Origin of the sequence: Paenibacillus puldeungensis (genome assembly GCF_042678945.1) — a bacterium.
Taxonomy (GTDB): domain Bacteria; phylum Bacillota; class Bacilli; order Paenibacillales; family Paenibacillaceae; genus Fontibacillus; species Fontibacillus puldeungensis.
In genome coordinates this window covers 174874-200914 of sequence record NZ_JBHTLM010000001.1, presented here as the reverse complement: position 1 = coordinate 200914, position 26041 = coordinate 174874, and the positions used below count along the sequence as shown (strand labels likewise).

Annotated in this window: 16 protein-coding genes; 4 read left to right on the top strand and 12 right to left on the bottom strand. The window is 47.8% G+C overall.

Annotated elements, in window-relative coordinates; translation table 11 throughout:
* Positions 1-91 precede the first annotated feature (91 nt).
* The 6 genes from ACFQ3W_RS00905 to ACFQ3W_RS00870 form a co-directional block, all read right to left on the bottom strand.
* Positions 92-2626, bottom strand: coding sequence for a transglutaminase domain-containing protein (locus tag ACFQ3W_RS00905; RefSeq protein WP_379315665.1), 2535 nt, complete (start codon positions 2624-2626; stop codon positions 92-94).
* Between the two features lie 22 nt (positions 2627-2648).
* Entirely contained in the window at positions 2649-3626 is a 978-nt protein-coding gene (locus tag ACFQ3W_RS00900) for an ABC transporter ATP-binding protein (protein WP_379315663.1), read from the bottom strand.
* On the bottom strand, positions 3619-4641 hold the full coding sequence (locus ACFQ3W_RS00895; protein WP_379315661.1) for an ABC transporter ATP-binding protein: 1023 nt from the start codon (positions 4639-4641) through the stop codon (positions 3619-3621). The genes ACFQ3W_RS00900 and ACFQ3W_RS00895 overlap by 8 nt, the downstream gene beginning before the upstream one ends.
* Before the next feature lie 12 nt (positions 4642-4653).
* A complete protein-coding gene (locus ACFQ3W_RS00890) occupies positions 4654-5580 on the bottom strand; it encodes an ABC transporter permease (RefSeq protein WP_379315659.1) in 927 nt (308 codons plus the stop codon).
* 7 nt (positions 5581-5587) lie between these two features.
* Positions 5588-6526, bottom strand: a complete 939-nt coding sequence (locus tag ACFQ3W_RS26045) for an ABC transporter permease (RefSeq protein ID WP_449290204.1) — start codon at positions 6524-6526, stop codon at positions 5588-5590.
* A gap of 91 nt (positions 6527-6617) precedes the next feature.
* A complete protein-coding gene (locus tag ACFQ3W_RS00870) occupies positions 6618-8258 on the bottom strand; it encodes a peptide ABC transporter substrate-binding protein (protein WP_379315657.1) in 1641 nt (546 codons plus the stop codon).
* Positions 8259-8657: 399 nt separating this feature from the next.
* On the opposite strand from ACFQ3W_RS00870, the gene ACFQ3W_RS00865 reads away from it, so the two are divergent.
* Positions 8658-9881 (top strand): ROK family transcriptional regulator, encoded by a 1224-nt coding sequence (locus tag ACFQ3W_RS00865; protein ID WP_379315655.1) that lies wholly within the window; start codon positions 8658-8660, stop codon positions 9879-9881.
* A 487-nt stretch (positions 9882-10368) separates the two neighbouring features.
* Here the strand turns inward: ACFQ3W_RS00865 and ACFQ3W_RS00860 are convergent, their stop codons facing one another.
* Positions 10369-18417, bottom strand: coding sequence for a right-handed parallel beta-helix repeat-containing protein (locus ACFQ3W_RS00860; protein WP_379315653.1), 8049 nt, complete (start codon positions 18415-18417; stop codon positions 10369-10371).
* Between the two features lie 587 nt (positions 18418-19004).
* Between ACFQ3W_RS00860 and ACFQ3W_RS00855 the strand changes: the two genes are divergently transcribed.
* The 3 genes from ACFQ3W_RS00855 (at position 19005) to ACFQ3W_RS00845 (ending at position 22034) form a co-directional block, all read left to right on the top strand.
* A complete protein-coding gene (locus ACFQ3W_RS00855) occupies positions 19005-19658 on the top strand; it encodes a response regulator transcription factor (protein ID WP_379315651.1) in 654 nt (217 codons plus the stop codon).
* Entirely contained in the window at positions 19655-21049 is a 1395-nt protein-coding gene (locus ACFQ3W_RS00850) for a sensor histidine kinase (protein ID WP_379315649.1), read from the top strand. Before ACFQ3W_RS00855 ends, ACFQ3W_RS00850 begins: the two co-directional genes overlap by 4 nt.
* A gap of 91 nt (positions 21050-21140) precedes the next feature.
* Positions 21141-22034: a hypothetical protein gene (locus ACFQ3W_RS00845; protein WP_379315647.1), complete on the top strand. Its 894-nt coding sequence runs from the start codon at positions 21141-21143 to the stop codon at positions 22032-22034.
* 111 nt (positions 22035-22145) lie between these two features.
* Here the strand turns inward: ACFQ3W_RS00845 and ACFQ3W_RS00840 are convergent, their stop codons facing one another.
* The 5 genes from ACFQ3W_RS00840 to ACFQ3W_RS00820 form a co-directional block, all read right to left on the bottom strand.
* A complete protein-coding gene (locus tag ACFQ3W_RS00840; protein ID WP_379315645.1) occupies positions 22146-22814 on the bottom strand; it encodes a nucleotidyltransferase domain-containing protein in 669 nt (222 codons plus the stop codon).
* A 28-nt stretch (positions 22815-22842) separates the two neighbouring features.
* The gene (locus tag ACFQ3W_RS00835) at positions 22843-23367 is read right to left on the bottom strand and encodes a GNAT family N-acetyltransferase (RefSeq protein WP_379315643.1); all 525 of its coding nucleotides are present in this window, start codon (positions 23365-23367) and stop codon (positions 22843-22845) included.
* An 87-nt stretch (positions 23368-23454) separates the two neighbouring features.
* Positions 23455-24369, bottom strand: coding sequence for a hypothetical protein (locus ACFQ3W_RS00830; protein WP_379315641.1), 915 nt, complete (start codon positions 24367-24369; stop codon positions 23455-23457).
* A gap of 521 nt (positions 24370-24890) precedes the next feature.
* Positions 24891-25406 (bottom strand): hypothetical protein, encoded by a 516-nt coding sequence (locus tag ACFQ3W_RS00825; RefSeq protein ID WP_379315639.1) that lies wholly within the window; start codon positions 25404-25406, stop codon positions 24891-24893.
* A gap of 338 nt (positions 25407-25744) precedes the next feature.
* The gene (locus ACFQ3W_RS00820) at positions 25745-25921 is read right to left on the bottom strand and encodes a hypothetical protein (RefSeq protein ID WP_379315637.1); all 177 of its coding nucleotides are present in this window, start codon (positions 25919-25921) and stop codon (positions 25745-25747) included.
* Positions 25922-26041: the final 120 nt, after the last annotated feature.

The window sequence follows — 26041 nt, the reverse complement described above, 5'->3', positions numbered from 1 at the left end:
TTGGAAGCAACGAAAGCAAATATGTCATAGATTTAAATATAAAAGAGGTATAGCAACCGTCTGCTACACCTCTTTCATTTTTTGCACTTTACTACAAATTAATGATTTTTATCATCAGCCCGACAATACCCACGTTATAACCGCTGCAGGCGTAGATGCCGCGGCCGCCTCGTGACACTACGGTAAGCGGCAGATTGTCCGGGTCAACATACATTCTGCGCGCTATAGTTACTGCTGTATCGGAAAAATCGGAATAATATACCTTTGCCCGAGGGATCGCCATGCACGCCTTCTTAAAGGTTTCGTTATCCAGTGCTTGTTGATCGCGTATGATAAAAATAATTTCACAGTCCGCTTTGCCCAGCACATCCTGCGCCTGAATAAATTCATTTAGAACATGCTCTGTTGGCTCATGCCCCTCTTCCAGCCAGACAAGCACGGCATCTCTGTCCCCGCACACGGCTTCCGTTGAAATCGCGACATGGTTTTCATCGTACAGCTCGAAAGGCGCATAGGATATATCGGTCACCAAATCCGAAATCTCGACCTCACGCAATGAGATGACCAAGGTTTTAGTTTCGCCCGCTTCAAGCTGAAAAACATATTTCCTCGCAAACTGATTGCCGTTTGGCGTTCTGTTGGAGGTGATCAGCCGATAGCTGCCCGGCTGAAGTGAAAGCTCAAGCTTCCCGTCGTTCCAAGGATAATCGGCAAGCTCCAGGGTTTGGTACGAGCCATCCTTTAAAACAGCAATGGCCCAGTTGTTCAAATAGAACCACTTTTCCGCGCCGCCCATCAGGATAAGTCCGGCGTGTCCTTTGCCTTTATCTGAACAGTCGCCAACGATTCTGAAGCTGCCATCCTCATAATACTGAGCCGTCAGATCGACCGGATCGATACGGGCAGGAATGCCAAGTGTTCGGCAAATCGCTACAAACAGGACCTTCTGCCCCATTGCTCCCGCAAGTCCGCTGCGAAGAATACCTTCAGGGGTTCCGAACAACCGCTCATGATCCCGGCCCGAGCCCGATTCAAATTTTGAAACATACGCCCATGCCCGCTGCGGCAATGTCCGGAAATCTTCCTTTGTCTGTTCATCAAAGACGGAGGAGAGGAGTCTGCGGTAAGGGGTAAGCTGTTCAAAATACGCCCGGGGCGACAGGATATAGGGCACGAATATGTCCAAAGGATAATCCTTTTGATATTCCAGCCCCGATCCGAAATGTTCGGCAAGAACGCTGCACTGTACGTCCCTGTAGTCTTTTTTCGGCAGGGCTTCAAGCATTCGCAATTGCAGCTCCTTGCTCCCTGCACCGAAATCCATGGCAAGAAAATCAGCAATCTCCCGGAAGTTTCCTTCGGCCTCTTTCAGAATGCGCAAAGCGTCCTGCGGACGACTGAACTCGGCAGCCAGCTTCTCCGCCTCTTCCTGCTGATAAAATCCTTTGGCATACGCTTTGCGCTTACAATCCGCACCTCTTAGCACCCGGCTGCGCAGCTCTTTTTGCTCTTCCGAAAGTGGCATACTGTTTCTCGTGCTGTCCTTCGGCGCAATAAAGTTGAAATCTTCCTGATGCTCCGGTTCGTATGGCTTAGCCTTTGAGAAATCGAGCGTGAAAGAATCCGTGTCCCCCGTATGAACAAGGGCTTCAACAAAGCGGGAGTCCTTCACAGCGTGAATATGGATGCTTCCCAGGCCAAGGGTGAGCCCCGCACGCCCTGCCTCATCAGTCGTTATGGACGCAAGCGGGAAAAACTCCGAGCCGTTCAGCATCTCAAAATGCACGGTAACGTCAGAGACGGGCTGCGAATCTTTTAAGGTCACGGTGAAACGTCTGGAGTCTGCATAACGGCTTAACTCATTTAAAATAAGGGTTTGTCCGTTTTGGGCAATGACCTCTTCTCCCTCAACCGGAAGAAAAGCCTTGCCGTCCACCAGCATGGCCCGTGCAGAGGCATTGTTAAACCATCCTCTGTTCAGGACGGGCTCCGGCTCACAGGCCCCCAAATAGTACCAGTCCCCATCGCACCACACTTCCACCCAGGCATGATTATCATCGCAATGGGCCCATCTTGGCGTGTATACCTGACGTGCGGGAATACCTACGCTGCGCATGGCGGTGACTACCAATGTCGACTCCTCCCCGCATCTTCCGTAAGAGGATCTGAGTGCGGTCAACGGAGAAGCGGTTCTTTGGTCCGTAGCCTGATAAGTCACATGCTCGGCGCACCAGATGTTCACCTCAAGCGCAGCTTCCTTCATGCTTTTCCCGCTGATTCTTTCCTTGAGGGCACCATAAAAAAAGGGCCGGCAATCTTCAATTCCCTCGTTGTTGATCCGGTAGTGCAGTACAAAATTAAAGAAAATTTCCTCCGGAATCTGCTTGTTCCATGGAGAGTTGTCGGCAAGAAACAGGCCGAATTCCGCAAATTTCAGATATAGCGAAAAATCGTAATCCCCGATATCAGACGCCGGCATCGTACTATAAAAAAACTCCATCATCGTCCGTACATCTTCATTGCATTCTTGCAGCCGGCCCTGAATTTCTCTGTTAAGCAGCCGCGGCGGCATGTTTTCTATAAATCTATCATGAATTGCATTTCGCAAGGTTTTCGAAAGCAGCATTCGTTTCCCTCCAATTTAGGCCTTATTTCATCTGCTCAACGTAATGGCAAGCAACCCAGTGCCCGGGTCTTTGCTCCTTCATTTCCGGCGCCTGCTTTCTGCAGATATCCATCGCTTTGGGACAACGTGTGCAGAAACGGCAATTGTCAGCTAAATTTATGGGGCTTGGAATCGAGCCTTCCACCACGATACGGCTGCGCGACTTCTCCAAATCCGGGTCAGGAAGAGGGATCGCCGAAATCAGCGCCTCCGTGTAAGGATGCATCGGATGCTCAAACAATTCGCTGCTGGTAGCCAGCTCTACCATGCTGCCCAGATACATGACGCCTACACGGTCGCTGATATGCTTGACCATGGACAGATCATGCGCGATAAAAAGATAGGTCAAATTCCGTTTCTCCTGCAGCACCTTCAAAAGATTGATCACCTGAGCCTGAATGGAAACGTCCAGTGCCGAAATCGCTTCATCCGCAATGATAAAATCCGGATTGACCGCGAGTGCGCGGGCAATGCCTATGCGCTGTCTTTGCCCGCCGGAGAACTCATGCGGGAATCGGTTGGCATGTTCACGGCTTAGGCCTACGGTCTCCAGAAGCTCCACCACCATCCGGGTACGCTCCTCGGCGGATTTTGCCAGTCCATGGGCATCAATTCCCTCCGCAATGATGTCCATGACTTTCATCCGGGGGTTTAATGAAGCGTAGGGATCTTGAAATATCATTTGCATACGCCGAGAAAGCCCGTGTCTTTGCGCCGTATTCAGATTGCCGTGCACATCCGTTCCTTCAAATTCAACGGTTCCGCCGCTTGTTTCATAAAGCCTAATCACGGTGCGTCCCAATGTGGATTTGCCGCAGCCGGATTCGCCAACCAGCCCAAAGGTTTCGCCCTTGTAAATATCGAAGCTGACGTCATCCACCGCTTTTAGCAGCTTATTTTTGCCTACGTTAAAATATTTTTTCAGGTTTTTTACCTGCAGCAGTACCTCTTTATCAGACATACATTTCACCGCCTTTTGCAGCCTGTGCCTGTACTTTTGCCTTTGCACGGTCGTCCAGCAGCCAGCAGGCTGCATGATGTGTATTCGAAAGCTCTGTATACTCCGGCATATATTGCTGACACACCTTCATGGTCTTTTCACATCGCGCTGCGAAAGGACAACCTGCCGGCGGGTCCATCAGATCGGGCGGCGTGCCGGGAATGGACGACAGCTGCTGGTCGGATTCATGCATTTTCGGGATAGAAGCCAGAAGTCCCTTGGTATAAGGGTGGGCGGTTTCATAGAACAGCTCCCGCGCGCTGCCGATCTCCACCAGCTTGCCGCCATACATGACGGCGACACGGTCGGCAATGTTAGCAACGACCCCTAAATTATGGGTGATGATGATGATGGAGGTGTCTATTTTCCCCTGCAAGTCTTTCATCAAGTCCAGAATCTGCGACTGAATGGTTACATCTAACGCGGTGGTGGGCTCGTCGGCAATCAGCACCTTGGGGCTGCAGGCCAATGCGATGGCAATGATGACGCGCTGTCTCATACCCCCGGACAGTTGATGCGGATATTGATTGAATCTGGTTTCGGGATTGGATATGCCTACCAGCTCGATTTGCTTGATCGCGATCTCCTTTAACTGCTTCTTCGAAAGGTCACGGCGGTGCTCATGCAGCACTTCAACGATCTGCTTTCCAATAGACATGGTCGGATTGAGCGAAGTCATCGGATCCTGAAATATCATGGAAATGTCGCAGCCGCGAATTTTCCGCATCTGATGCTCATTGAGTTCGGAAAGGCATTTATCTTCAAGATATACGGAGCCTTCGGCGATTTTGCCATTGGAGGGCAGCAGCCCCATAATCCCCCGCATCATAATGGATTTCCCGGAGCCGGATTCGCCGACAATGGCCAAGGTTTCGCCCTTTTTCAAGGTGAAGTCCACCCCGCGGACCGCCTTCACTTTTCCGTGCTGCGTCTCAATGTCTATATTCAAATTTTCAACTTTCAACAGATTCCCCATTTTGCAGCCTCCTTACCGTCTCATTCTGGGATCCAGCGCATCGCGAAGCCCATCGCCCAAAATACTGAAGCAAACCATAATCAATACAATGATTACCGCAGGAAAGATCAGCAGATGCGGATAATTCTGAAGGACCTGATATCCGTTGTTAATCAAAACGCCCAGCGAGGCCTTCGGCTCCGCAAGACCAATGCCGATAAAGCTTAAGAAAGCTTCGGTAAAAATCGCAGAAGGAATCGTAAACATGACATTAATGACAATGACTCCGACAGTGTTGGGGATTAAATGCTTCAGGATGATCCCCTTGCTGCTGGTGCCCAAAATCCGGGCAGCCATGACGAACTCCAGATTTTTCAGCTTGAGAATCTGCGCCCGCACAAGCCGTGCCATATTGACCCAGCCGGTGATGGAGAGCGCCAGCACCACCGTCCAAACTCCCGCAGGCATCACCATCATCAGCAAAATGACAATGATCAGTTGGGGAATTCCTACAAGAATTTCGATAATCCGCTGCATGACAGCATCTACTTTGCCGCCAAACAAAGCCGACACCGCGCCAAAAGTAACCCCTATGAACAGGTCAATGAAGGCCGCCGCAGTAGCAATCAGCAGCGATATCCGCGTCCCCTGCCAGATACGAGCCCATTGATCCCGCCCAAACTGGTCCGTTCCGAAGGGATGCGCCATCGTTGGCTTTTGAAAAGTATGCTGGTAGTCGGTGACAAAGTAAGAATACTTCGAAAATATCGGGCCGAAAATCGCGAGCAGGAAAATAACGATTAACACCGCCAAGCTTACGACAGCGGCCTTATTTTTTTTCAACCGAAGCCAGCCGTCCTGAAATGCCGTCAAATTGGGACTGGCAATATGCTCCTTCTCATCCTCGCCCACTACCGCTTTTTCAAAAAGCTCCAGAGGGATATCTATTTTTTGTGCCATATGACCATTAGTCCCCCTTTCCTGCCGCAAGACGAATTCTTGGATCAATGATCGAATATAAAATGTCTACAATCATGACGACAAAAATATAAAACGCACTATAAAAAACAGTGATCCCCATGATCGTGGAATAATCATTGGTTTTAATAGAATCGACGAAAAGGCTCCCGATCCCCGGGATGCTGTAAATATTTTCTACGGCCAGGGAACCCGTCAGCAGATTGACAATAATCGGACCCAGGATGGTAACGACCGGGATGATAGAGTTCCGCACGGCATGCTGCATGACCACTTTAAATTGGCTGAGCCCTTTTGCCCTTGCAGTTACTATATAGTCTTGTGACAGCACATCCAGCATTTCCGTTCTCATAAACCGCGCAATCATGGCCGTAACCCCAAAAGACAAAGCAATGGAAGGCAGAATGGAGTTCTCCCAGCTCTCCCAGAAGGCAACAGGAAGAATCCCCCATTTGAGGCCGATGAAATACTGCAGCAATGCGGCTACCACGAAATTCGGGACCGAAACCCCCAAAACCGCCAATATCATCGTAAGATAATCTATTGCTTTGTTATGCCACCATGCGGCGACGATGCCGAGCACCAGCCCGACGGAAAGCCCGAGCAGAATCGCTTGAGTCCCGATCAGAGCAGATGGGCCGATCCGGCCCAAAATAACACCGGTCACCGGGCTGCCCGAATAGAAAAAGGAGGTCCCCAAATCACCTTTGAAAACATTTAAAATATATTTTCCGTATTGCACGATCACCGGATCGTTCAATCCGTATTTTTCCAGAAACTGCGTTTGCTGAACTTGCGATAATAAGGCGAAACGCTCCGAGTCAAAGGGAGTGCCGGGCAGCTTTTTCATCAGAAAAAATGTGGCGGTAAGGATGATCAGCAGCGTAATCATCAGGTACAAAATCCGTTTGCCTATATACGAGGCCATTCCATGCATCCTCCTTGCTTCTATGACAAACCTCGGGAGGACTCTATTCCATCCACCCGAGGTTTTGTTCTGTCCCTCTATTTTTGTAATGCTACTTTAAGGAAGCGTATTTAAACTCAATCGGCGTTCCGAAAGGATGAGTCACCAAATTCTCCACATTCGGCTTCGTCAGATAAGCAAAACCTCTGTAGAACAGCGGTGATACTACCGCATCATCGGTCAGCAGTGTCTTTTCCGCATCCAGCATATCCTGAAGGCGTTTCGCATCATCCTTCTGCTGTTTCGCATCGGCAATCAGGCCGTTATATGTTTCGCTCGTGTAATTACCGCGGTATGGCGTGCCGTTGGTCCAAAGATCCAAATACGTCATGGCGTCGTCATAGTCGGCTCCCCAGGCGGTGATGGCCATTTGATAATTGTTGTCGTCCATCAACTGATTCTTTGCTTTTTTCGTCTTGGAGTCGATTTTCACATCAACGCCCAGAACTTGCTTGAACTGATCCTGTACATAGGTAGCTACCGTTTTCGTAACGGAGTCATCCTCCGTAAGTAACGTCAGAGAAGGCGCCTTGCCAAGCTCGGCCGTTCCCTTGTCCCAGTATTCCTTCGCTTTTGCAGCATCAAAGGTAGTCAAATTGCCGTTCAAATCCCGGAAGGACTTCGTGCCGTCACCGTACATGGAATTTGCAATGAGGCCTGGAGCCGGTGCGGAACCGTCACCCAGAATCTTATCTGCGAGGGTTACGCGGTCAATCGCGTATCCAAGGGCAAGACGGATGTTTTTGTTGGTAAGAGCATTATCTTTCAAATTGTACTGAATATAGGTCGTTCTGAATTCACTGGTAGAATTGAATTCCGGGTTCGATTTCATAGAAGGTACATCTGAGGAGGAAAGAGTAACTCTGGAAAGTTGTCCGGATTTGTAAGCGTTCAGTGCAGTGGCTTGATCCTTGATAATGCGGACACTCACGTTTGGCACTTTGACGTTTGCTGCATCCCAGTAGCTGTCATTCTTTTTCAAAGTGCTGCCGCTTGCGGGATCATAAGTGGCCAGGACATAAGGTCCGCAGTAAATCATGTTTTCTGCTTTCAGCCCGTACTGGTCGCCCTGGGATTTCACAAATTCCTCATTCAGAGGGAAGAACATCGGGAGAACCGTCAATCTGACAAAATAAGGGGTAGGCTGTTTGAGTTTAACTTCCAGCGTAGTATCGTTGATCGCTTTTACACCAACGGAAGCCGCATCAGCCTTGTTGTCCAAATACTCGGCGCCGTTTACGATATAATCCGTCATGATGAAGGAATATCCGTTGGTAGCGTCGACGCTCATCTGTTTAAGCCAGGCGTACACGAAATCTTTCGCGGTAAGCGGGGTGCCGTTGCTCCACTTCAGGTCCTTTCTTAGGGTAAAGGTGTAAGTCAGCTTATCGTCCGATACTTTGTAGCTTTCAGCCAAGGCTGGCTCCGGTTCATGTTTGGCATTCAGCCGGTAAAGTCCTTCGGACACGTTGTTCAGAATCGTAAAGGAATTGCTGTCTGAAGCGGCCCACTGCACCATCGTTCTGATTTCATTCGTATCATAGACTGTGATGGTGCCCTCATTTGATGCCTTGTCCGAGTTCTTGCTTGTGTTCGAGCCTGTGTCTGCGCTTGGGGCCGAGGAGCTAAAATTACAGCCCGTCATCCCCACAATTAAGACCATGGACAACACAACCAGTTTCCAAATTTTCATAACACACCTCTTCCTCTCCATCTTAAAATGATTAAGCAATATATATGAAGCAAATTGACAACTGGTGTTAGTTTGTTTACTTTCCGAACTTACTAAGTTGCAAATACATTACTATGGATTTTTGAAATTGTCAAACCATTAAACTCTGCCGGAAAAGCCCATCTTTTTCTAATGGAGCTCCAACTCACAACGGACAAAAAGCCTGCAGCGTAGCCGTTTATTTGCTCTATTGGTCTTTTATCAATCATTGAGGAGTTCTTACCACAGTATGCATATTAAATTTCTTTATTTGTGACATCAATATGCTTTATGTATTACATTGTAATTGGAAATCCGCTATGCTATATTGGAGTAAGTTCACAAAGTTTACTAACTTTATTATAAAGTGGGTATTATATAATGAAATATGCTGTAGACCAAACTCACATCCGGTCGATCAATCAAAGAATCATATTGGACAAAATATATAGTAAGCAGCTCATATCAAGGGCCGAGCTAGCACGGGAGTTACGCATCAGCAAAGCCGCTGTAACAGAAAATATTGCGTCCTTGTTAAGCAAAGGAATCATTCAAGAGGTCGGTACAGGGGTCTCCATGGCCTCCGGCGGCCGAAAGCCGATTTTACTGAAGTTCAGCAACACGTATCAGTACATAATCTCCATCGAGTTGAAATTTGAAGATCCCCTGTTTGTGCTGGCTGATCTGGATGGGAAAATACTGAATAAGATTACTATGAACATCCCCGGTTCCTCGTCCTACCCTGCCAGATTGGAACTGGTGCTTAACGCAGTCAATTTCCTGATTTCGTCCAGCAACTTGACCCATAGCGACCTGGCGATCATCGCGATTTCCTGTCCCGGTATCTATAATCCTGAAAGCCGAAGCTTTCTTGCCAACGCTAACTTTGCGAACTGGAACATGGGTGACCTTTCGCAGCAATTGGAGTCCCACTTCGAAACCTCGGTGCTTGTGTCCAATGACGTAAACGCCGCGGCGCTTGGCGAATTCACCTATGGCGCGGGGAAGGCTTCAAAGGACTTAGTATACATCAGCGGCGGTTTGGGACTTGGCGCCGGCTTGATCCTGAATGGCTCGATTTACGGTGGGACCTCCAACAGTGCGGGGGAAATAGCTCATGAAATCACCATAGAAAATGACATAAAACAAGCGCGGAAATACGCCTTCAACAATTTGGGCGGATCGACCAATATAAACGCGCTGACAACCAGAGTTAAACAGGATAGCCCCAAAAAAACAGAAGATGCCTTTGCTGCTCTGGGAAAAACGCTGGATACGTTCAATTTCAAAGACCTGGTTAAGGTTTGGCAAAGCGGCGATCCTTTCCTGACGCAATGCATAGAAGACATATCCGTAATCATCGGAGGAACGATTTCCAATATCGTCTGCCTCCTCAATTGCGATTTAGTCATTTTCGGAGGAGAGTATTCGGTATTTAATTCTCAGATGCTTCCGAACATCAACCGGATCGTGAAGGAAAATGCTTTTATGCCGATTGACGTAGTACCTGCTGAACTGGAAGAAAACTCGGGGATTTACGGCCTTTTCGCACTCTCTAGAGATTTCATATTCAATAAGCTGTGCCAATCGGACCTATCAAAATAAATCCTAAGTCAGCTTGATGCAAAGTGGCCGTTAATGGTAAAAGCCCTGGATATTCAGCGAATATCCGGGGCTTTTTTTACCTTTTCTATGTTGGAAAATCATGCGTGCATGGAACTCATATATTGCCATCCTCTGGGAGGATCGCGTCGCGACATGCGTGGCGGGTAGGGCGGTACGGTGTGTGGGGTGGTGCATGGGCTGGTGCGTGTACGGGCTGGTGTTTAAATGTATTTTGTACATTTATTTTTAGTGTTTGGGCGTCCACCGCGTAAATAAATGCAGAAAGTGCAGTTAAATCGAGGTAAATTTACACTCCTCTTCGCTTTTAACCATTTTAGATGCACTTTTTACAATTAAATACTCAAATCTGGATAAATCCCAGGAATTAGATGTATAAAATGCAGCTATTCTGATCCCTTAAGCTAGCCCTACCCGATTAATCGCGTGTATGGATGTCTAAAATGGAACAGAACTCGCATTTCACCTATTACTTGTTATACACCGTATAGATGAGCGCTGCGATTTCAGCCCGTGTCGCATGACCCAGCGGGTTGATGCGGTTGCCGCTGCCTTTGACGATGCCTTCTTTTACTAGGGCGGCCACACTGCCGGTTGCATAAGGTGCTATCTTGGAAGTGTCGCTGTATTTGGCAAGCACATCGACGGTTTCGTCATTCTCGGACAGCTTACCCGCGGCGATGAGCGCTTGATGGACCATCACCATCATATCCTGCCTTGTGATGTAGGCTCGAGGGTTAAAGCGGCTTCCATCGATTCCGCCCGTGATGCCTAATTTTTTCGCGATGCCTGCCGACTCATAGTAGTAATCCGTTGGGCTGACATCACTAAAGTTGGAATCCACCTTCGCGGTAAGTCCAAGTCCGCTCACCAGCAGCTTGATAAAGTCGGCTCTCGTGACGTTCGCGCCCGGAGCAAACGTGGTGTCGGATGTGCCGTTAATGATTCCTTTTGAGGCCAGGACATTCATTTGTTTCTCCGCCCATGCGTATTTCGCGGTATCCTTGAATGCCTTGTGCACAAAGGCGGCGGCATACTTGCTGAAATGGGTCGTGGTAAACGTGATTTTGCCGGATGCATGGTCATACCGTCCGCTTGGCACTGCTGATACATGGCCCTGGTCATCCACATGCCAGACGACGATATACTCTACATCTACGCGTTCATAGGTGGGTAGAGCATAGTCCATAGCTACGGTTACCGGAGCTTCTGAATTGTTCCAGGCTACCGGTTTTCCATCGCCCAGGAGGATCAGCTCGATCACGGGTTTATCCCCTATTTGTGCTTGCAGTTCTTTACTGAGCTTCGACTTATCCGCGCGTCCAATGCTCAGTTCTACTTTAGCAGCATTTCCTATGGAATTCGGAGTCAGCATGTTTGAAGGAACCGTGAGGGTACTGATCGGTGTTTCAATGGTGATTCTCTTGTCTCCCTTGGCTTGGGTGAGCGCATTAACGGGGAGCTTTTGCACGTATTTCACGGCTCCGTCGGCCTTTGCCACTTTTAACGTGATGGCCTTGGTCCCGCGAGCATCCTCTTTCGCCTTGCCAAATAAGTCGGCGAGTTGGTCTGATGTAACTTCCGCATGGACGGCGCCGCTCTCGTCTAATTTTCCATTCTGAACCAGCGTGGTGCTGTTGGTATCGTTAGTATCGCTGTTTTCGCCGCCATTGCTGTTATTCCCGCTATTGCTACTGCCAGCGCCGCTGCTATTACCACTGCCGTTGTCACTGCCACCGCCGTTACCGTTCCCGTTTCCATTACCACCACCATTGGTCCCGCCGGGAATATACTCATACGCCCCCAAATCAGGCGCATTCACTCGGCTGCGTCCCAAAATATCAATGGTCGGCGCGTTCTCGCTAACCCCTTTGTCAATACTGGCGCTGCCGCTCTTCACGTCCAGAATATCGTCAAAGATTTGCTGCGCTCTTACATAGTCATCTGCCGCATCCTGAAACGAGCCTTTAAAGCTCATTTTTCCATTGTACATGTTGGTGTAACGGTTGTTGGTTTCTGCGGCGTTTTCGGTGGCTATAAACTGCTCAATCGGCATCACGTCAGCGACGAACTGTGCGTTCGCAGGGAATTTTCTGTAATCATACAGATTGTTCCGGAACGTATTGTCCACGACCATGTGAGTCTTGGTTTGGTCGGGATTGGTTCGAATCACATTGTACTGATAACCGATAATGACTGGCTTCACTTTACCGTAAACCGAGTCGTATTCCTTCGTCCGATCATTGTAAAAAACATTGTTCTGGAACAGGTTCCCCCTTACGTTCCAATCCAGGTACAAATCGTTTTCCCAGCTGTTATGGAACGTGTTGTTCGTCACCGTGAAGTCTTGGATGCCGACCAGGATCAAGCCGTATTTCGATTCGGAAAACACGCTGTTCTTGATCACAATATCGGTCGAATGAATGTCGTAATTGTCGCCGGCATAGAACTGGATGCCTCCGCCCGGTGAATTGGAGATTTTCATGCCGTCAAACACCAGATTGGAGCTGTGGCCGATATACGCCCCGTGGTCCGCCTGGCTTTTGCGGGTCTGGCCGATATCCCAGATCTGTATGTCTTTGAATAAAGAATCGGTCGTGCCGCTAATCAGCAGGCCTTCCACACCAGAGGTGATGTCCTGCGGCGTGTCGATATCCCATATTTTCAGGTTTTTCAGCACCAGATGGTCACTGTCCATCGCCCAGATCCCGGCGCCTCGGAAGCCCGTAATATTCAGCCCTTCAAAAGTAAGGTAAGAGCTGTTCGTAATTTTCGTCATAACCTCGTCTTTCGCTTCTTCATTACGGTCTTCGTAATTCGTTTTTCCTGTAAAAATAGGCCCGGGTAGCGCCGCGTTCACAAGGTCCAGCGGATCGTTCGGATTGGTGCTAGCCTTGATGATAATCGGTGCATCAGGAGCACCGTGCTTGTTGTTGATATCATAGCGGCCCTTGTATATGCCCTTATGAACAATAATCGTGTCGCCAGAATCGGCGGCGTTAATCGCTTGCGCAAAGGTCCGGAACGGATGCTCCGCCGAACCATCGCCATTCACCGAGCCCGCATTGTCACCGGCCAGATGAATCGTTCTCATGCTGTAAGGCGAATAATATGCGCCGATGTCCTGCCCTAAAGCGCTGTACGGCGTTCCTGCGTAATCTGCGGAAGGAGCCGGGAGTTCTTTTTGCGAATCGTCGGCTGCCTTCACGTTAATGGATTTCGTCCCTTTTCTCGCGGCAGGACTTCCTTTGGCCAGACTGAAATCACCGTTTGACGCATCCTTGAACATAGGCGCTCCGAGGAGCCCCTTGGTCTCCATTCCGTTGGCAGCTGCTTCCGCCAAGGACTGACCGCTGCCGTTCAACCGAATAATGTCCTCATCCGCCGCAGCGTCGTACAGGTTATAGTTGGCGAAGAAGCTTCCACTCGTGTCGATGCGGGTGAATACCCCTTGCCCTCTAGCGCTGCGTGAAAAGATATTGTTAACGATAACCGGATTGTCGCCATTTCCCTCTGCTCCTGAGATCTGAACGCTATATCCGCTATTGTCGTAGAAGGTATTGTTCATGAGGGTGAACCGGGACCCGCCCGTTCCGACCACGCCTTTACCTGAATGGGTAATCAAGCTGCTGGTCAGGTTCAAAGCAACTTGGTTTGCCGCTTCAATCGCGGTGACGCTCGCCTGGTCAACCTTCGTCCGCGATACCGTTACCGGGCTGACCTTACCCGCGCCATCCAGCACAATGCCCTTTTCGACCTGGCTGATGCTTATCTTGCTCAAGGACAATTCTGGACTGTCCAAAGCACTTATGCCGATTTTTGCCTGGCTGATGGTCAAATTCTTCAAAGCCGCTTTCGGAGAAGCCTTTAAAGTGACGGCCGTGTTTCCGTCGCCGGCATTTACCATAAAACCGTCTAACGTCACTCCGGTTGCGCCTTCCAAAGTAATGCTGCCGTCCACAATAACGGCTCCATCCGCTTTGATCACATAGCTGTCCGCTTCGCTTCCCGCCCGGTCCGCAAGCGCGATGTTTTCATGGTAGGTTCCCGCCTTGACCACCACGCCCTCCCCGTTCCGCAGCGCCTGCAGCGCGACACCGATCGTCTTAAACGGAGCTTCCGCCGTTCCTGCGCGGCTATCATCGCCGTTCACCGCATCGACGTAGTAGCTCACATCCACGGCGACTGCGGCATAGGCACCGATGTCCGGGGGATTTTTTCTGGAAATTCCGTTGATATCCTTGGCCGGCGTATCGTTATCCGTAATGCCTGCGCCTACGGCTGGACTCAGCTTGTAAAGCCTGTAATCCTTCGCCTTGGCGTTGATGAATCCAGCGGGAGCTTTAACGGCATGCAGGTCTGCTGTAATGGCATCCAAATCCGCCTTGGCAATCGTGTCCGCATTGTACAGATTGTAGTCAAATTCATTATTGGCGTAGCTGCTTAAGCGCGTGGAGAAAATGTTGTTTTTAAAAATATTCCCGGTGGAATCGCCGCTAAAAACAGCGTCTTGGCCGTTACCATACAGTGTGTTGTTATAGATTTTGTTCGCTGTAGATGAAGCTGCGAAACGAATAGCCGTCTGACGTTCCGAAATGACGTTATTAGTGATCAAGCTGTTCACACTGCCGCTGAGCTGAACTGCATCCGCCGCCTTCGGAGCAAAAACGTTGCCCGTCACCACAGCTCCATCCGCCTGGCTCAAAGCTAAGTCGCCTTTGATTCGGTTGCCACTCACCGTCACCCTCTTCCCGGACAACGCCACGTTCCCGACCAGAGTAAGCCGCTCTATGGAAATGGCTTTTTCCGCCGAGCCTTTGATGCTCAACTCGCCGTTCAAGGTCACCTCGCCGTTATACGGCATGACCTTCACATCTCCCGCTCCGGCCGATGCCGCCATATCGATGCTCTCGTCGGCGTCGTAGCTGCCGTCCATCACCTGAATGCTCTTGGCCCCGGCCTTCACCGCAGCCTCGATGGACGGATACGGGTGCAGCGGAGAGCCGTCGGCGGGTCCGGTATTTTTTCCGACAAAAGCAAATGTCTCGTCGTAAGCGTAAGCGCCGGCTTCATTCTTCGCTCTGGCATTCCCGTTGATATCGGTGGCCGGAGCCTCCACCCCGGGGATAATGGTGGTCGTAGCTGTACCAATGGCAGGATTGGTCGGAAAAATAATTCTGGCGTCGCTCAGCACATCCACAAAAGCGACATCGCCAAACTTCCCGTTCGTCTCAAGCGGTCTGCCCTGGTTGGCCCAGGCCGTTCCGCTCTGCAATTGCGCCAGCGTCAGGACGGGGCCTTCGCCTCCCCCGTTGTAGGTGACTCTTTGCGTTCCGGCGATCGAGTACACATTGTGGTCGAAGACTACATTTTGCGCCGCGTCGATAATCGATTTGCCGCCCTCCAGCTGTGTACGGATCGGTTTGGTGAAGATGTTATTTTTGAACACCAGGTCCGTGGAAATGTTTATCGGATTTGCTGCGCTGTCATAGGTGCCCTGTACCGGGTAAAGATCATATCTGCCGCTTCCGCCCGCCGGATCGTACTTATCGGCAAAAGTATTGTTGTAAAACAAGAGATTGGAGCTTTTGCCCCATAAATTCAAGCTGCGGTTTGCGCCGTAAATGACGTTGTTGAAAATTTTGCCGTAGCTGCCCGGCTTTTCGCGGACCTCCTGGAAATACAGTCCCCAGCCGTCGTCGGAAATGATCTCATTGTTCGAAAACTCGAAATCGCCGAACCCGACATTCACCAAATCTCGCGTGGCAATCGCCGTGCCGCAGTTCTCAAAACTGTTGCCGGTTACGACGATGTCCGAGCTCGCCTGCCGGCCCTTTGTATGGTTATCGATCCGCAAGGCAGTGCCGCGCGATCCGTTCTGCGAGGCGTTCGGGGCAAAGGTCAGCCCTTCAATGCGGATGTGCTGGCTGTGTCCCAGGTAGATGATGTAATCCGGGTGATCCGACGTTAGGACGACCTTTTCATTCTGGTAGCTTTTGAAGGTGATCGGTTTGTCCGCCGTACCCGAGAACGTCTGCAAAACAATAATGCCGTTGTAAGTTCCTTCCCTAAAATAAACCGTATCCCCCGCCTTCAGCTTGGCGATCAGGGATGTTGATACCGTCTTCTTCGGGCTGTCGATCGTGCCAAGATTCGAATCGCTGCCGTTCGGAGAAATGTAGTATTCGTTCATAATGAAGGCTTCCGTGCTGAATTGCCACGCCACGTCGGCCGGGAGATAATTCCCGTTCGTGCTCATCAGGTCTTTTTTGACCGTTACCGTATAGGTGGAGTCATAATTCAGTTTTGCCGCCGGCGTAAACGTAATCTTCGTCCCTTCTCCCTCGTCGGCCGTGCTGAAGCTGCCGGGGACGTTTACCGTTTTTCCATCTACGACGGTCGTCACGGAGATATTGCTCGAAATATTGCCTTGGTTATCGCTCGTTTTTTCGGACAGGGTCACGTTGATCACCGAATCGATCTTGATCCCGTTGCCTTGCGGAGACTGACCCACCACCCGAAAAACCGTGGAATTCCCGACATATTCGTAAGCGCCGATATCCGTGGCCCCGAATCGAATCCGCCCGTCGCGGTCCAACGCAGGAGCATTCACATTCCTCCCCTTGTCGATGGCCGCGCTTCCGAGCTGCAGATGATAGTCCGAATCGCTCACAAACTTGGGATCACCGTATACGCTGTACGGCTCATTCTCCGGTGCTCCGTTAGATAAACCTGTACTTGTGCTGTCATATAAGTTGTAGTCCACGATGTTATTAGTTCCGGGCTCATTAAAGTACACCGCCGAGCTCACCGTCGCAATGGCCGTCGGGCCTTCCGCTCTAAAAATATTGTTCGCAATCGTGTTGCCCGTATTATTCGTCCCCTTCAGGACGATGTTGGCTCCCTCACTGCCATGCGAAATCATCACATTGTTCATGATCCGCGTATCGGTAAAGCTGCCTCCTTCGTTCAAGATGCCTTGGGTGTTGTCAAAAATATTGTTGTAAATCTCATTCCCCGTGGAATTCCTCAACAAAATCCCGGTTTGATCCGGCTTCTGGAAGGCGAGGTTATGGAACTTCGAGCCCTGGGTATGACCGGTGATTTCAATGCCGTAGGTGGCTGAAGTCACGGTGGATTGTGAGATCTCGCTATGCATAGCGCCGTCTACGAGAAGCGCCGTATTTCCGCGGCTTGCCAGCGTTAGCCCGGCAATGTTTACGTTGGCGATATCTTTTAGCGTAATTGCAGGACCTGCACCACCATCGATGCTGGCCACCCCATCGCCTAGCTTTTGAATCGTGATGGATTTGGTATCCGCAGCTCCGGTCCCCGTAATCGCGAGATTCCCCGTGTAACTGCCCGGTTTGACGAGTAATGTCGCACCAGGTACAATCGCGGCGCCTGCATCCGAAAGGTTGTTAAACGCGGTAGCCTCACTCAAACCGTCCCCGCCAGATGGAGCACTCGCATCCAGGTAAAAAAACTTACCATACGTGTACGCGCCAATATCGGCAGGACCGATTCTCGTTTTCCCGTCACGATCAACTGGCGGCAGGCCGATCTCGGTACCGGCATCAATGCTCGGACTGCCCTCCTTGAGATGGTAATCCGTCGCCGACACAAACGTATCCGCGGCCGTACCCACCACATCCGTGGCGGACGTTTTCAGGCTGCCGTCGGTCACACTGTTATACCCAACCGTATTGCCTGTTCCCAAACTCATCTTCGGGTTCCCCAAGAAAATATTGTTCGTAATAATGCTGTTCTCGTAAGTCCCCCCATAAAAATGCTCCCCCGCCCCGGCAAACACATTATTGCTAATCGTGTTATGGGTAGAGGTGCTGGATTCAAAATGGAAAGTCCACCACTGCGTAAAAATATTGTTGGTAATCGTCGTATCATGAATCCCGTAGCCGTAAAAAGCATTGTCAGACCCTTCGACATAGTTGCCATCCAGGATCAAGTTTTCATTATTCGTATCGAGATAAAAAACCGCATAAGCCGGGCCGTCCGCTGCAAAATGGTTATTTTGCAGCTTCACATTTTTCGCACCGCTCACTCCGACCGTGTAGCTGTCCCCCGTTTCGGGCGTCCCGCTGAAAGTAAAGCGAATATTGCTAATATTCACATACTCGCTATTCGCCACGCTAAGCGCAAAGTTCTTCCAAAACGGCGAGTTCACATAAGCGCCAGCCGTGATATTCGTTCCTGCTTCCCCGCGAATGGTAATCGGCGCATCCGCACTTCCTTTTAAACCATTCAACACAAGCGCCTCAGAGTAATTGCCCGCCTTAATCAACAGCGTATCGCCGGGCTGCAACTGCGAACCCCCTTTAGCAAACGTCTTAAACGGAGCATCCGAGGTTCCCGAATTGGCGTCATCTCCATCCGTGGAAACGTAATACGTCGTCCCCCCGCCTGCGCCATCTGCCAGCGCAATCCCTTGCGGCACAGCACTAATCAAAGACATAACCATCAATATCGTTGCCAAACAAACGCTGATCGTTTTCTTCATCAAGGACCTCCTGATTGAGTGAAATGAAATGATATGGAAAGTGAGTATGGGCTTTGAGGTATGATTTGAAGGAGTAACTCTGTGAGAAAATGGGTGAAATGCAAAGGTGTTGGAGTGTGTTGAGTGGTGATTGTCTTGGGTTAAATAGAAGAGATTGCTCGGACGATCGTGGATCAAACGCTCGAAGGTATTATCGATTCCCCCTTTCGGAAGGTGGTGTGGGGTTTGCAGAGAGTTCGAGTGAGTCCCTTTCAAGATACTGAAAAGTATTTTTTAATAGTGAATATTAAGGATAATATAGCATCGGGAATGTGGAGGTGTCAATGCAGAACTCCGCCAAGAATTGGACAGCATCTATGACCGCCTTCGCACCTTTGAGCACTATAATGAGAAGTACGAGCTCTACTGCCACACGGTACTATGGTTAGTTACTTTGCTTTGATGACGAATGAAGCGATGGATGCCGTTAGGAAATCTATTTCAGCTTGGGAATCGAAACGCTATCCTCGTTATGAGTTTTTGAGAATCTAGGATACAACTTCATAACAAAGCATTGATAATATTGTTAGAAATGAGGAGGTGATCAATTGGCATCTATCTTGATTGTTGAGGATGAAATATCAATCAATGAGCTGGTTAAAAGAAATTTGCAGCTTGTGGGGCATCGCTGCACCTCGGTTTTTGATGGGAAAACTGCGGTTTCCGAAATGCAATGCCATACCTACGACCTGATGATTTTAGATATCATGCTTCCCGAACTTGACGGGTTTGAGGTTTTCAAAAAAGCGAATGGAACGCCCACGATCTTCCTGACAGCACGAAATAGTTTACCTGAACGCATCAAGGGCTTTTCAATGGGAGCGGATGATTACCTGACAAAACCTTTTGAAATGCTGGAATTGCTGGCTCGTGTGGAAGCAGTCTTAAGGCGGACGCAGAAAACAGCAAGTTGTTTTGAAGCAGGAAACGTAAAAATTGATTTTAGTAGCCATCAGGTATTCCATAACGGGCAGCTGGTAGAATGTACCCCAAAGGAATATGAATTGCTGGAGGTTCTTGTGAACAACCGCAATATTGCGCTCTCAAGAGAAAAACTGCTGGAGTTGGTTTGGGGTTACGATTTTGAAGGAGACACTAGGACCGTGGACGTACATATCCAAAAGCTGCGGAAAAAGCTGGGCTGGGAAGATCGGATAAAAACCGTGTACAAGCTGGGTTACCGTCTGGAGGCAGGCCGATGAAGCAGCGGACTTTTTTAACAACTCTAGCTCTTTTTCTCTTCTTCTTTAACCTCGGAATCTTCATTGTTTCTGTCGCAATGTTCAGGGATACGGTGAATCGTGCGGAGGATAGGAGTCTTAGCGAACACTATTTTATAGCGTCCGCCCTGATAAAGGATCTCCAAGCCGTGCAAGGTCGTGGAACCGACATAGACGGTTCTTTAAATTCACTGCTTCAGCCTTACAGCTACCTGTCCGGGGATAACAAGGCGGGACTCGCATTTTACAAAAATAATCAACTTGTCTATTCCAGTAAAGACGCGACTGTGCTTCGGAACAATTCCCTGGAGCCGCCAGGCAACGGTAATCGCCTGGCAACGATACGGAAAGTTGAAGATAAAACTTATGTTATCGTCTCAGGAAAATTTCCTGCCCCATATGCTTCCTACACACTGGTTTATTCTTACGATACGACGGAAGCCATAAACTCATGGAGCCGCTTGAAAAACATATTATTCTTCGCGGGATTTGTTCTCTCCATTCTGTTCGCTTTCGGCCTTCTTCTCGTGCTGAACCGGATATTCAGGCCTCTTAAGCAGATATCCCAGACCTCCAAGGATATCGCGGATGGAGCGTATCAAACAAGACTTCCGGTATCCGGACATGACGAGCTTGCAAAAATGTCGCAGAGTTTCAATCACATGGCGGAGGAAATCCAGCGCCAGATGACGGAGCTGAAGGACGCCGCAGATAAAAAGCAGCAGTTCGTCGATAATTTCGCTCACGAGCTCCGCACGCCGCTGACAGCAATCTACGGATATGCAGAATACATGCAAAAAGCCGTTTTGTCTGAGGACGACAGACTTTCGGCACTGAATTATATTATGTCCGAAAGCCGCCGACTGCAGACGGTAGCGTTTCAATTGCTGAAACTGGCAGATTTGCAGAACAATCAGATAAACTGTGAAGAATTGAAGGTATACAGCCTCTTTGAGACGGTCCGTCAAACGCTGAACGGCAAGCTTGCGGGAAACGATATTCAAATCGAATTCAGCAGTGAAATAGAGACCATCCGTGGAGACTCCTGCCTGATGGAAAGCATGTTAATCAATCTGATTGACAACGCGATAAAGGCGTGCGGTAAGGGTGGACATATTATGGTAAGTGCGGCCATGGAAGCCGAAAGGAAAACGATCAGTGTCCGGGACAACGGGAAAGGTATGACTCCCGATATACTTTCGCAAATCACGGAACCCTTCTACCGGGGAGAAAAATCGCGGAACCGGAGCGACGGCGGTGCCGGATTGGGACTTGCTCTTTGCAAGCAGATAGCTTCGAGCCACGAGGCGGAGCTGAGCTTTAGCAGCCGTCCCGGCGAAGGGACAACGGCAAAAATAACTTTTACAACTTAATAATAACTTGGTTACGATTCTATAATTCAGGGCCCATATACTAGATCCTGTGATCACAAATAAACTATAAAACAATAAAGGAGAGATTCAGATGAAAACAAACAGATCGGAAGGTAAACATGTTAAAAAGTCTGTTTTAGCAGCCACGCTGATCATCGGGACCAGCACAATGATGTTTCAGGGATTTACACAGGTATCCACAGCGGCGGAATATAACAAGACGAATACGGTTCCCACAAGCTACGTAAGTTACGTGAATCAATCATCCAATACAGCGAAGAACAGCCTGCCGGAAGGCTACAAAAAAGCCAATTATACGGTAAGGAACATTGACCTTGAGTATTATCGCAATCAAACACCGACTAGCAAGGACATGGCAAAGAAAGATGCTGCCGAGATTGGAGCACAGGCCCTGTGGAGCGTATATGGCCTAAGCCTGAAGGGGCAGGTGGTGGAAATGGGTTATCAGTCAGCAACCGACAGTATTCCCCGTTCGACATGGTACGCCGATGTTCTGATAAACGGTAAGCGCAGTTACAGCTTTGAGGTCGATTCCGTAACAGGTGATCTGTTCTCTGTGACCCGCAGCAGAACGCTGGACAAAAATGTTTCCGTAGCTTATGATGCAGCACTTGCCAAGAACCCGCAGGAATATGCGGCTCTGGCAAAGAAAACTGCCGAGAAGCTCAATGTCGTTCACGGCGCTGTCGCATCGGTTGCATACAACTGCCAGGGCTACAGCAATAACGACCCTGATATCACATTCAATATCAAGGGCGAAAATGGTGAGGTTGCCTCGATGACTTTCTCAAGATACGACAAGGCTTTGCTTGCAGTCAGCTATAATGCGGAATATCAGTATACGCTGAAAACCATTGAAAGAATTGAACAAGAGATTAAGGATAGAGACGCACAGAGACAGAAATCAGCGCCCTCTGACAGTAGAAATCAGGCTCCTTCTCTTACAATAACATCAGGCAATTAAAATAATTTATAGTTCAGGCTGCCACATAACAACATGACAGCCTGGGCTTTCGTATAGCCAGCTATCCTCTTTGAAGATCATAGTACGCCTTTCCTCTTCAAACTCCCCTCATCAATAGACTTGAATAAGATCACTGCTCCAAGAGAACATTTTTTCATAATATGGGCCCAAGTCCGCTTCATCCATTACAGTTAGCCTGTTTCTATCCATGCAAATCTTCAAAATCTCTTTATCTATGCCCTCTACATGTGTCATCATTTCTGCCTTACTGCTAAGGTATTGGTTCGTTTCATCAAAATACTTGGCCTGCAAAATAAAAAAGGCCGACTTGTAGAGTGCCGCTAACATTTCCGAGCTGTTATCATAAATGAAGTTGTGGCAGCACGCATGGTACAGGTTGCACGCACCTATTTTTATAGCGCGCTTAATATCCGCTTTGTCGATCAGCGACAGCAAATCGTCTAAACTGCCGTAGATGGGCTGGGTATCATGATAGAATTGAAATAAATCAGATTTTTCCCAGCATAAAATTTCATTTCTCCCAGAAATAAATCCGCAAGCTTTTTCCTTATAAGGCATTTGGGAGATGATAGCTCGATACTTTTTCAAATCACTCATTGCCAGCTCGTCCAGGATCATAACAATATCTATATCACTGCTGTCACTGGCTTCTTTCCGTTGGTAGCTCCCTTGCAAACCGATAAAAGCTACTCTATCGCCAAATTCATCTTTTATCTTCGAAACAAGTTCATCTATCCAATCCTCTATAGAAAAGCTCATCTTCTCACCTCGAAATTGTATTTTTAATCTATAACATAATCCAAAACACTTGCACCGTTTTACCATCTGAATGGGCAAATTCTCTTTCTAATGTACCGCCACATTTGATAATAGTTCTGCTCGAAGCTAAATTGTCTTTATAGCAAGCGAGCATCACTTTTTCCAATCCTATTGTTTTGCAAAACTCCAATCCTTGCTTAAGCATTTGTGTGGCGTAACCTTTGCGCCTTTCCGTTGGTCGCACACCGTAGCCTATATGTCCACCGTAATTTTTGAGGAATTCGTTCAAAGAATGCCGAATATCCAGCATTCCCACAATTCTATTGTCACTTTTTCGTATAACAAGGAATGTGGAGGATACCACCCAATCTGGATGAACTGTATTTTCATAGGAATTATTCTCTACCAGTTCAAGCCATTTCTCAAATGAAAGCTTATCCAGAAGAGCACTACCATGCAATTCATATTCACCTTTTTCAAAATGCTCTCTCTTATATTCTTCTATTTCCGCTTCAAGTGCTAATTTTGGCTTAATCAACAAAAGTTGATCCATATTTACCATACCTCACAATTCTTCTGCCATTTCAGCAACTTGCTGATTCATATAGTCCTCTCGAATTTGAGAAAGAGTTTTTCCATTTTATTTTAACACTGAAAAATCGTACGTTGCTATATTGGACCAGCCAAATACCTCTTTAAGCCAAGCAAGCAAAGATTTCTCTTTTCCATTTACGAGTACATTTCCGTTACCTTGTAAGATCCCCTCATCTTCTCTACCTTTTGCTGCAATAATATCCCCCTCTTTAACAACACCCCATTGAAGCATTTCATCAATTTTAGGCAATGTCCGTCTTTTTATGTCCTTGTGCTGTTTTATTCCAGGAGCAGTTTTCTCCATCAAATTAACGTAGTAATCTTCATAGTTGGTTAGCGGCAGCAACTTTTCAGGATTTAAGAATAGTCCGTCATTTATTTTATAAGGCGTACGTTTTACACAGCTTATGTCAACATTATTGCTATTTAGCCAAGCCACGGCGGATAATGTCTGATCATCATATTCTGAAGCTACAAGGATAATCTTTTGTTTTTGATTAAAACGATTCTCAGCCCCATTGGCTTTCAAAAACTCATTTAACTTTCTAAGTCCAAGCTCATATGAGGTCAGCTCACCAAGCTCAAATTCATTCCGGTATTTTTCTATGTAAGGGGCATAGACCTTCTTCACAAGGTCGTCAACATCTGCGATTGTTGCATAACTTGCCGCATATCGGATAGCTTGAAATTCAAATGCCTCTTTGCGATTTTGGATATCTTTTCGATCCCGCTTGATTTCGATCAATACAATACTTCCGTTATTATCAACGGCTGTTAGATCGCTTCTTCCAAGACTTTCATTCTTGACCTGACGTCCAACGATAAGCATCGACTCCTCATCATCGCAAAGGATGTCAATACTATTTCTGAGAATCTCCTCGATGTCATTTTCCAGCATTCCCAGTTCTGCAAACGTAAAAGCCTCGACCTTAGATGCCTTTTTATTTTTTATATTGTACATTTTCGCTCCCCCAAGTTACATCAACATTGCTTCCCGTTAACATAGATGAGCCTATATTCGACAACTTAGAACCCAATCCCTTCCAAAGTGGCTAAAGTGAACCTAGAGAAAGTGTAAATTAGTGATCTTAACAACCATATATTAGTGTATATATTAATATTACGTTATAATTGGTTGCTAGCCGGAAAATATTCCATTTTTTAAGGAGTTAGAAATAATGAAAAAAAATTTGACCTTTACCGATAAGTCAATAGTTGTCCTTGTGTTATTAATCGCAGGATGCTTTATTACATTGGGCCTCTTCTTCTATTTTGGCATAAAATACAACATCATAAGGCTGAACTAAGTTTCGACAGATCCAGATAATATGCACTTCCAGGCCTACTACCTGGCTATCTACGCTTAACCTCTGAAATACCTTCCAACCGTTCAAGACTCGCAATTGGTGGCTTGGCTATTATTTACTCACAGGCCCCTAACATGTAAGTAGTCTACTTTCGTGATTAAAGGAGCTACTTAGGCTATATCTTCGGCACAAAAGACGAACCAAACACTTCCCTCATCTTTTGCTGCACAATTAGCGCCTCTTTATAGGAATCTGCAGTAACGATAAATTGGTGCAGATTTTTGTTATTCCACCAGATGCTTATCTCTTTGAAGTCGTCATCGAACCAAATCATACCTGCCATCAAAATGTCCCTATGTTTTTTAGACTTCAAATACACCAGATTTCCAGAATTTATTCCTTTCTTTCTTTCAAGAACATAGGTGTCAAACGGATCATATTCTTTCGTTACGTCAAACCCGTCAATTCTAATGGAACCGACAAATTTATGCTGCCTTAGAAATGGGCGATATAATGTTCCAGATATATGGATGGATATGTGCTCGAGGGAAGAGGGCTTTTGTTCGTAAAAAAATACGGCAGGACGATCAACATCGATTTCCTTGGCGAAGGGGAAGAAGTATAAGAATATGGCCGATCCTATTCCTAGAAAAATGATCAATGACAGTGCGATTTTCATTACTCTAGTCAATGCACATCTCTCCTTTGGATTCAATAAAAGTTGAGTTTACATTACCAATTTTACCAAGTTTAACCTTTCCCATCGATTTTTATTTATGGATTCCGCCTGATAGAGTCACGGATGATTTATAACAAAAAAATTCCGCTTCTCGATATAACGAAAAGCGGAATTTAATCATAATTCACTCCACCACGAAGGAGGAGTTCAATACATGTCGTTGTTTAGTTCATTTTTTACCACGCTTCCAATAAACATTTTCACGCTTGTGCTTAATACCGAAGACCTACACACTTGCTGCTTCCGTATCAACTTCAAATTCATCTAAAGCGGTTTGCGTCCAGTAAACGCTATATATTTTGTCCATGCTCGAAATCCTTCACCTTGTTACGCAAGTATTCAAGCCCAGCTTCTTTTCCATATAGACGTCCAAGTTTACGATCTTCACGGCTGTGCTCAACTTGTCGGATTAAATCTGCATCTTCTTCCAAGAATGAAGTATCCAATTCTTCCCGATCTACTTCCATCTCTTCACCACCCTAATCTTGGACTTAGATAAGTACTTTCGCTCATTATAACATAGGATCTATTTTAGGGATGACTGAAGGCACTTCATTCAACTTGCTGCTCTGGTTATTCCTGATTCA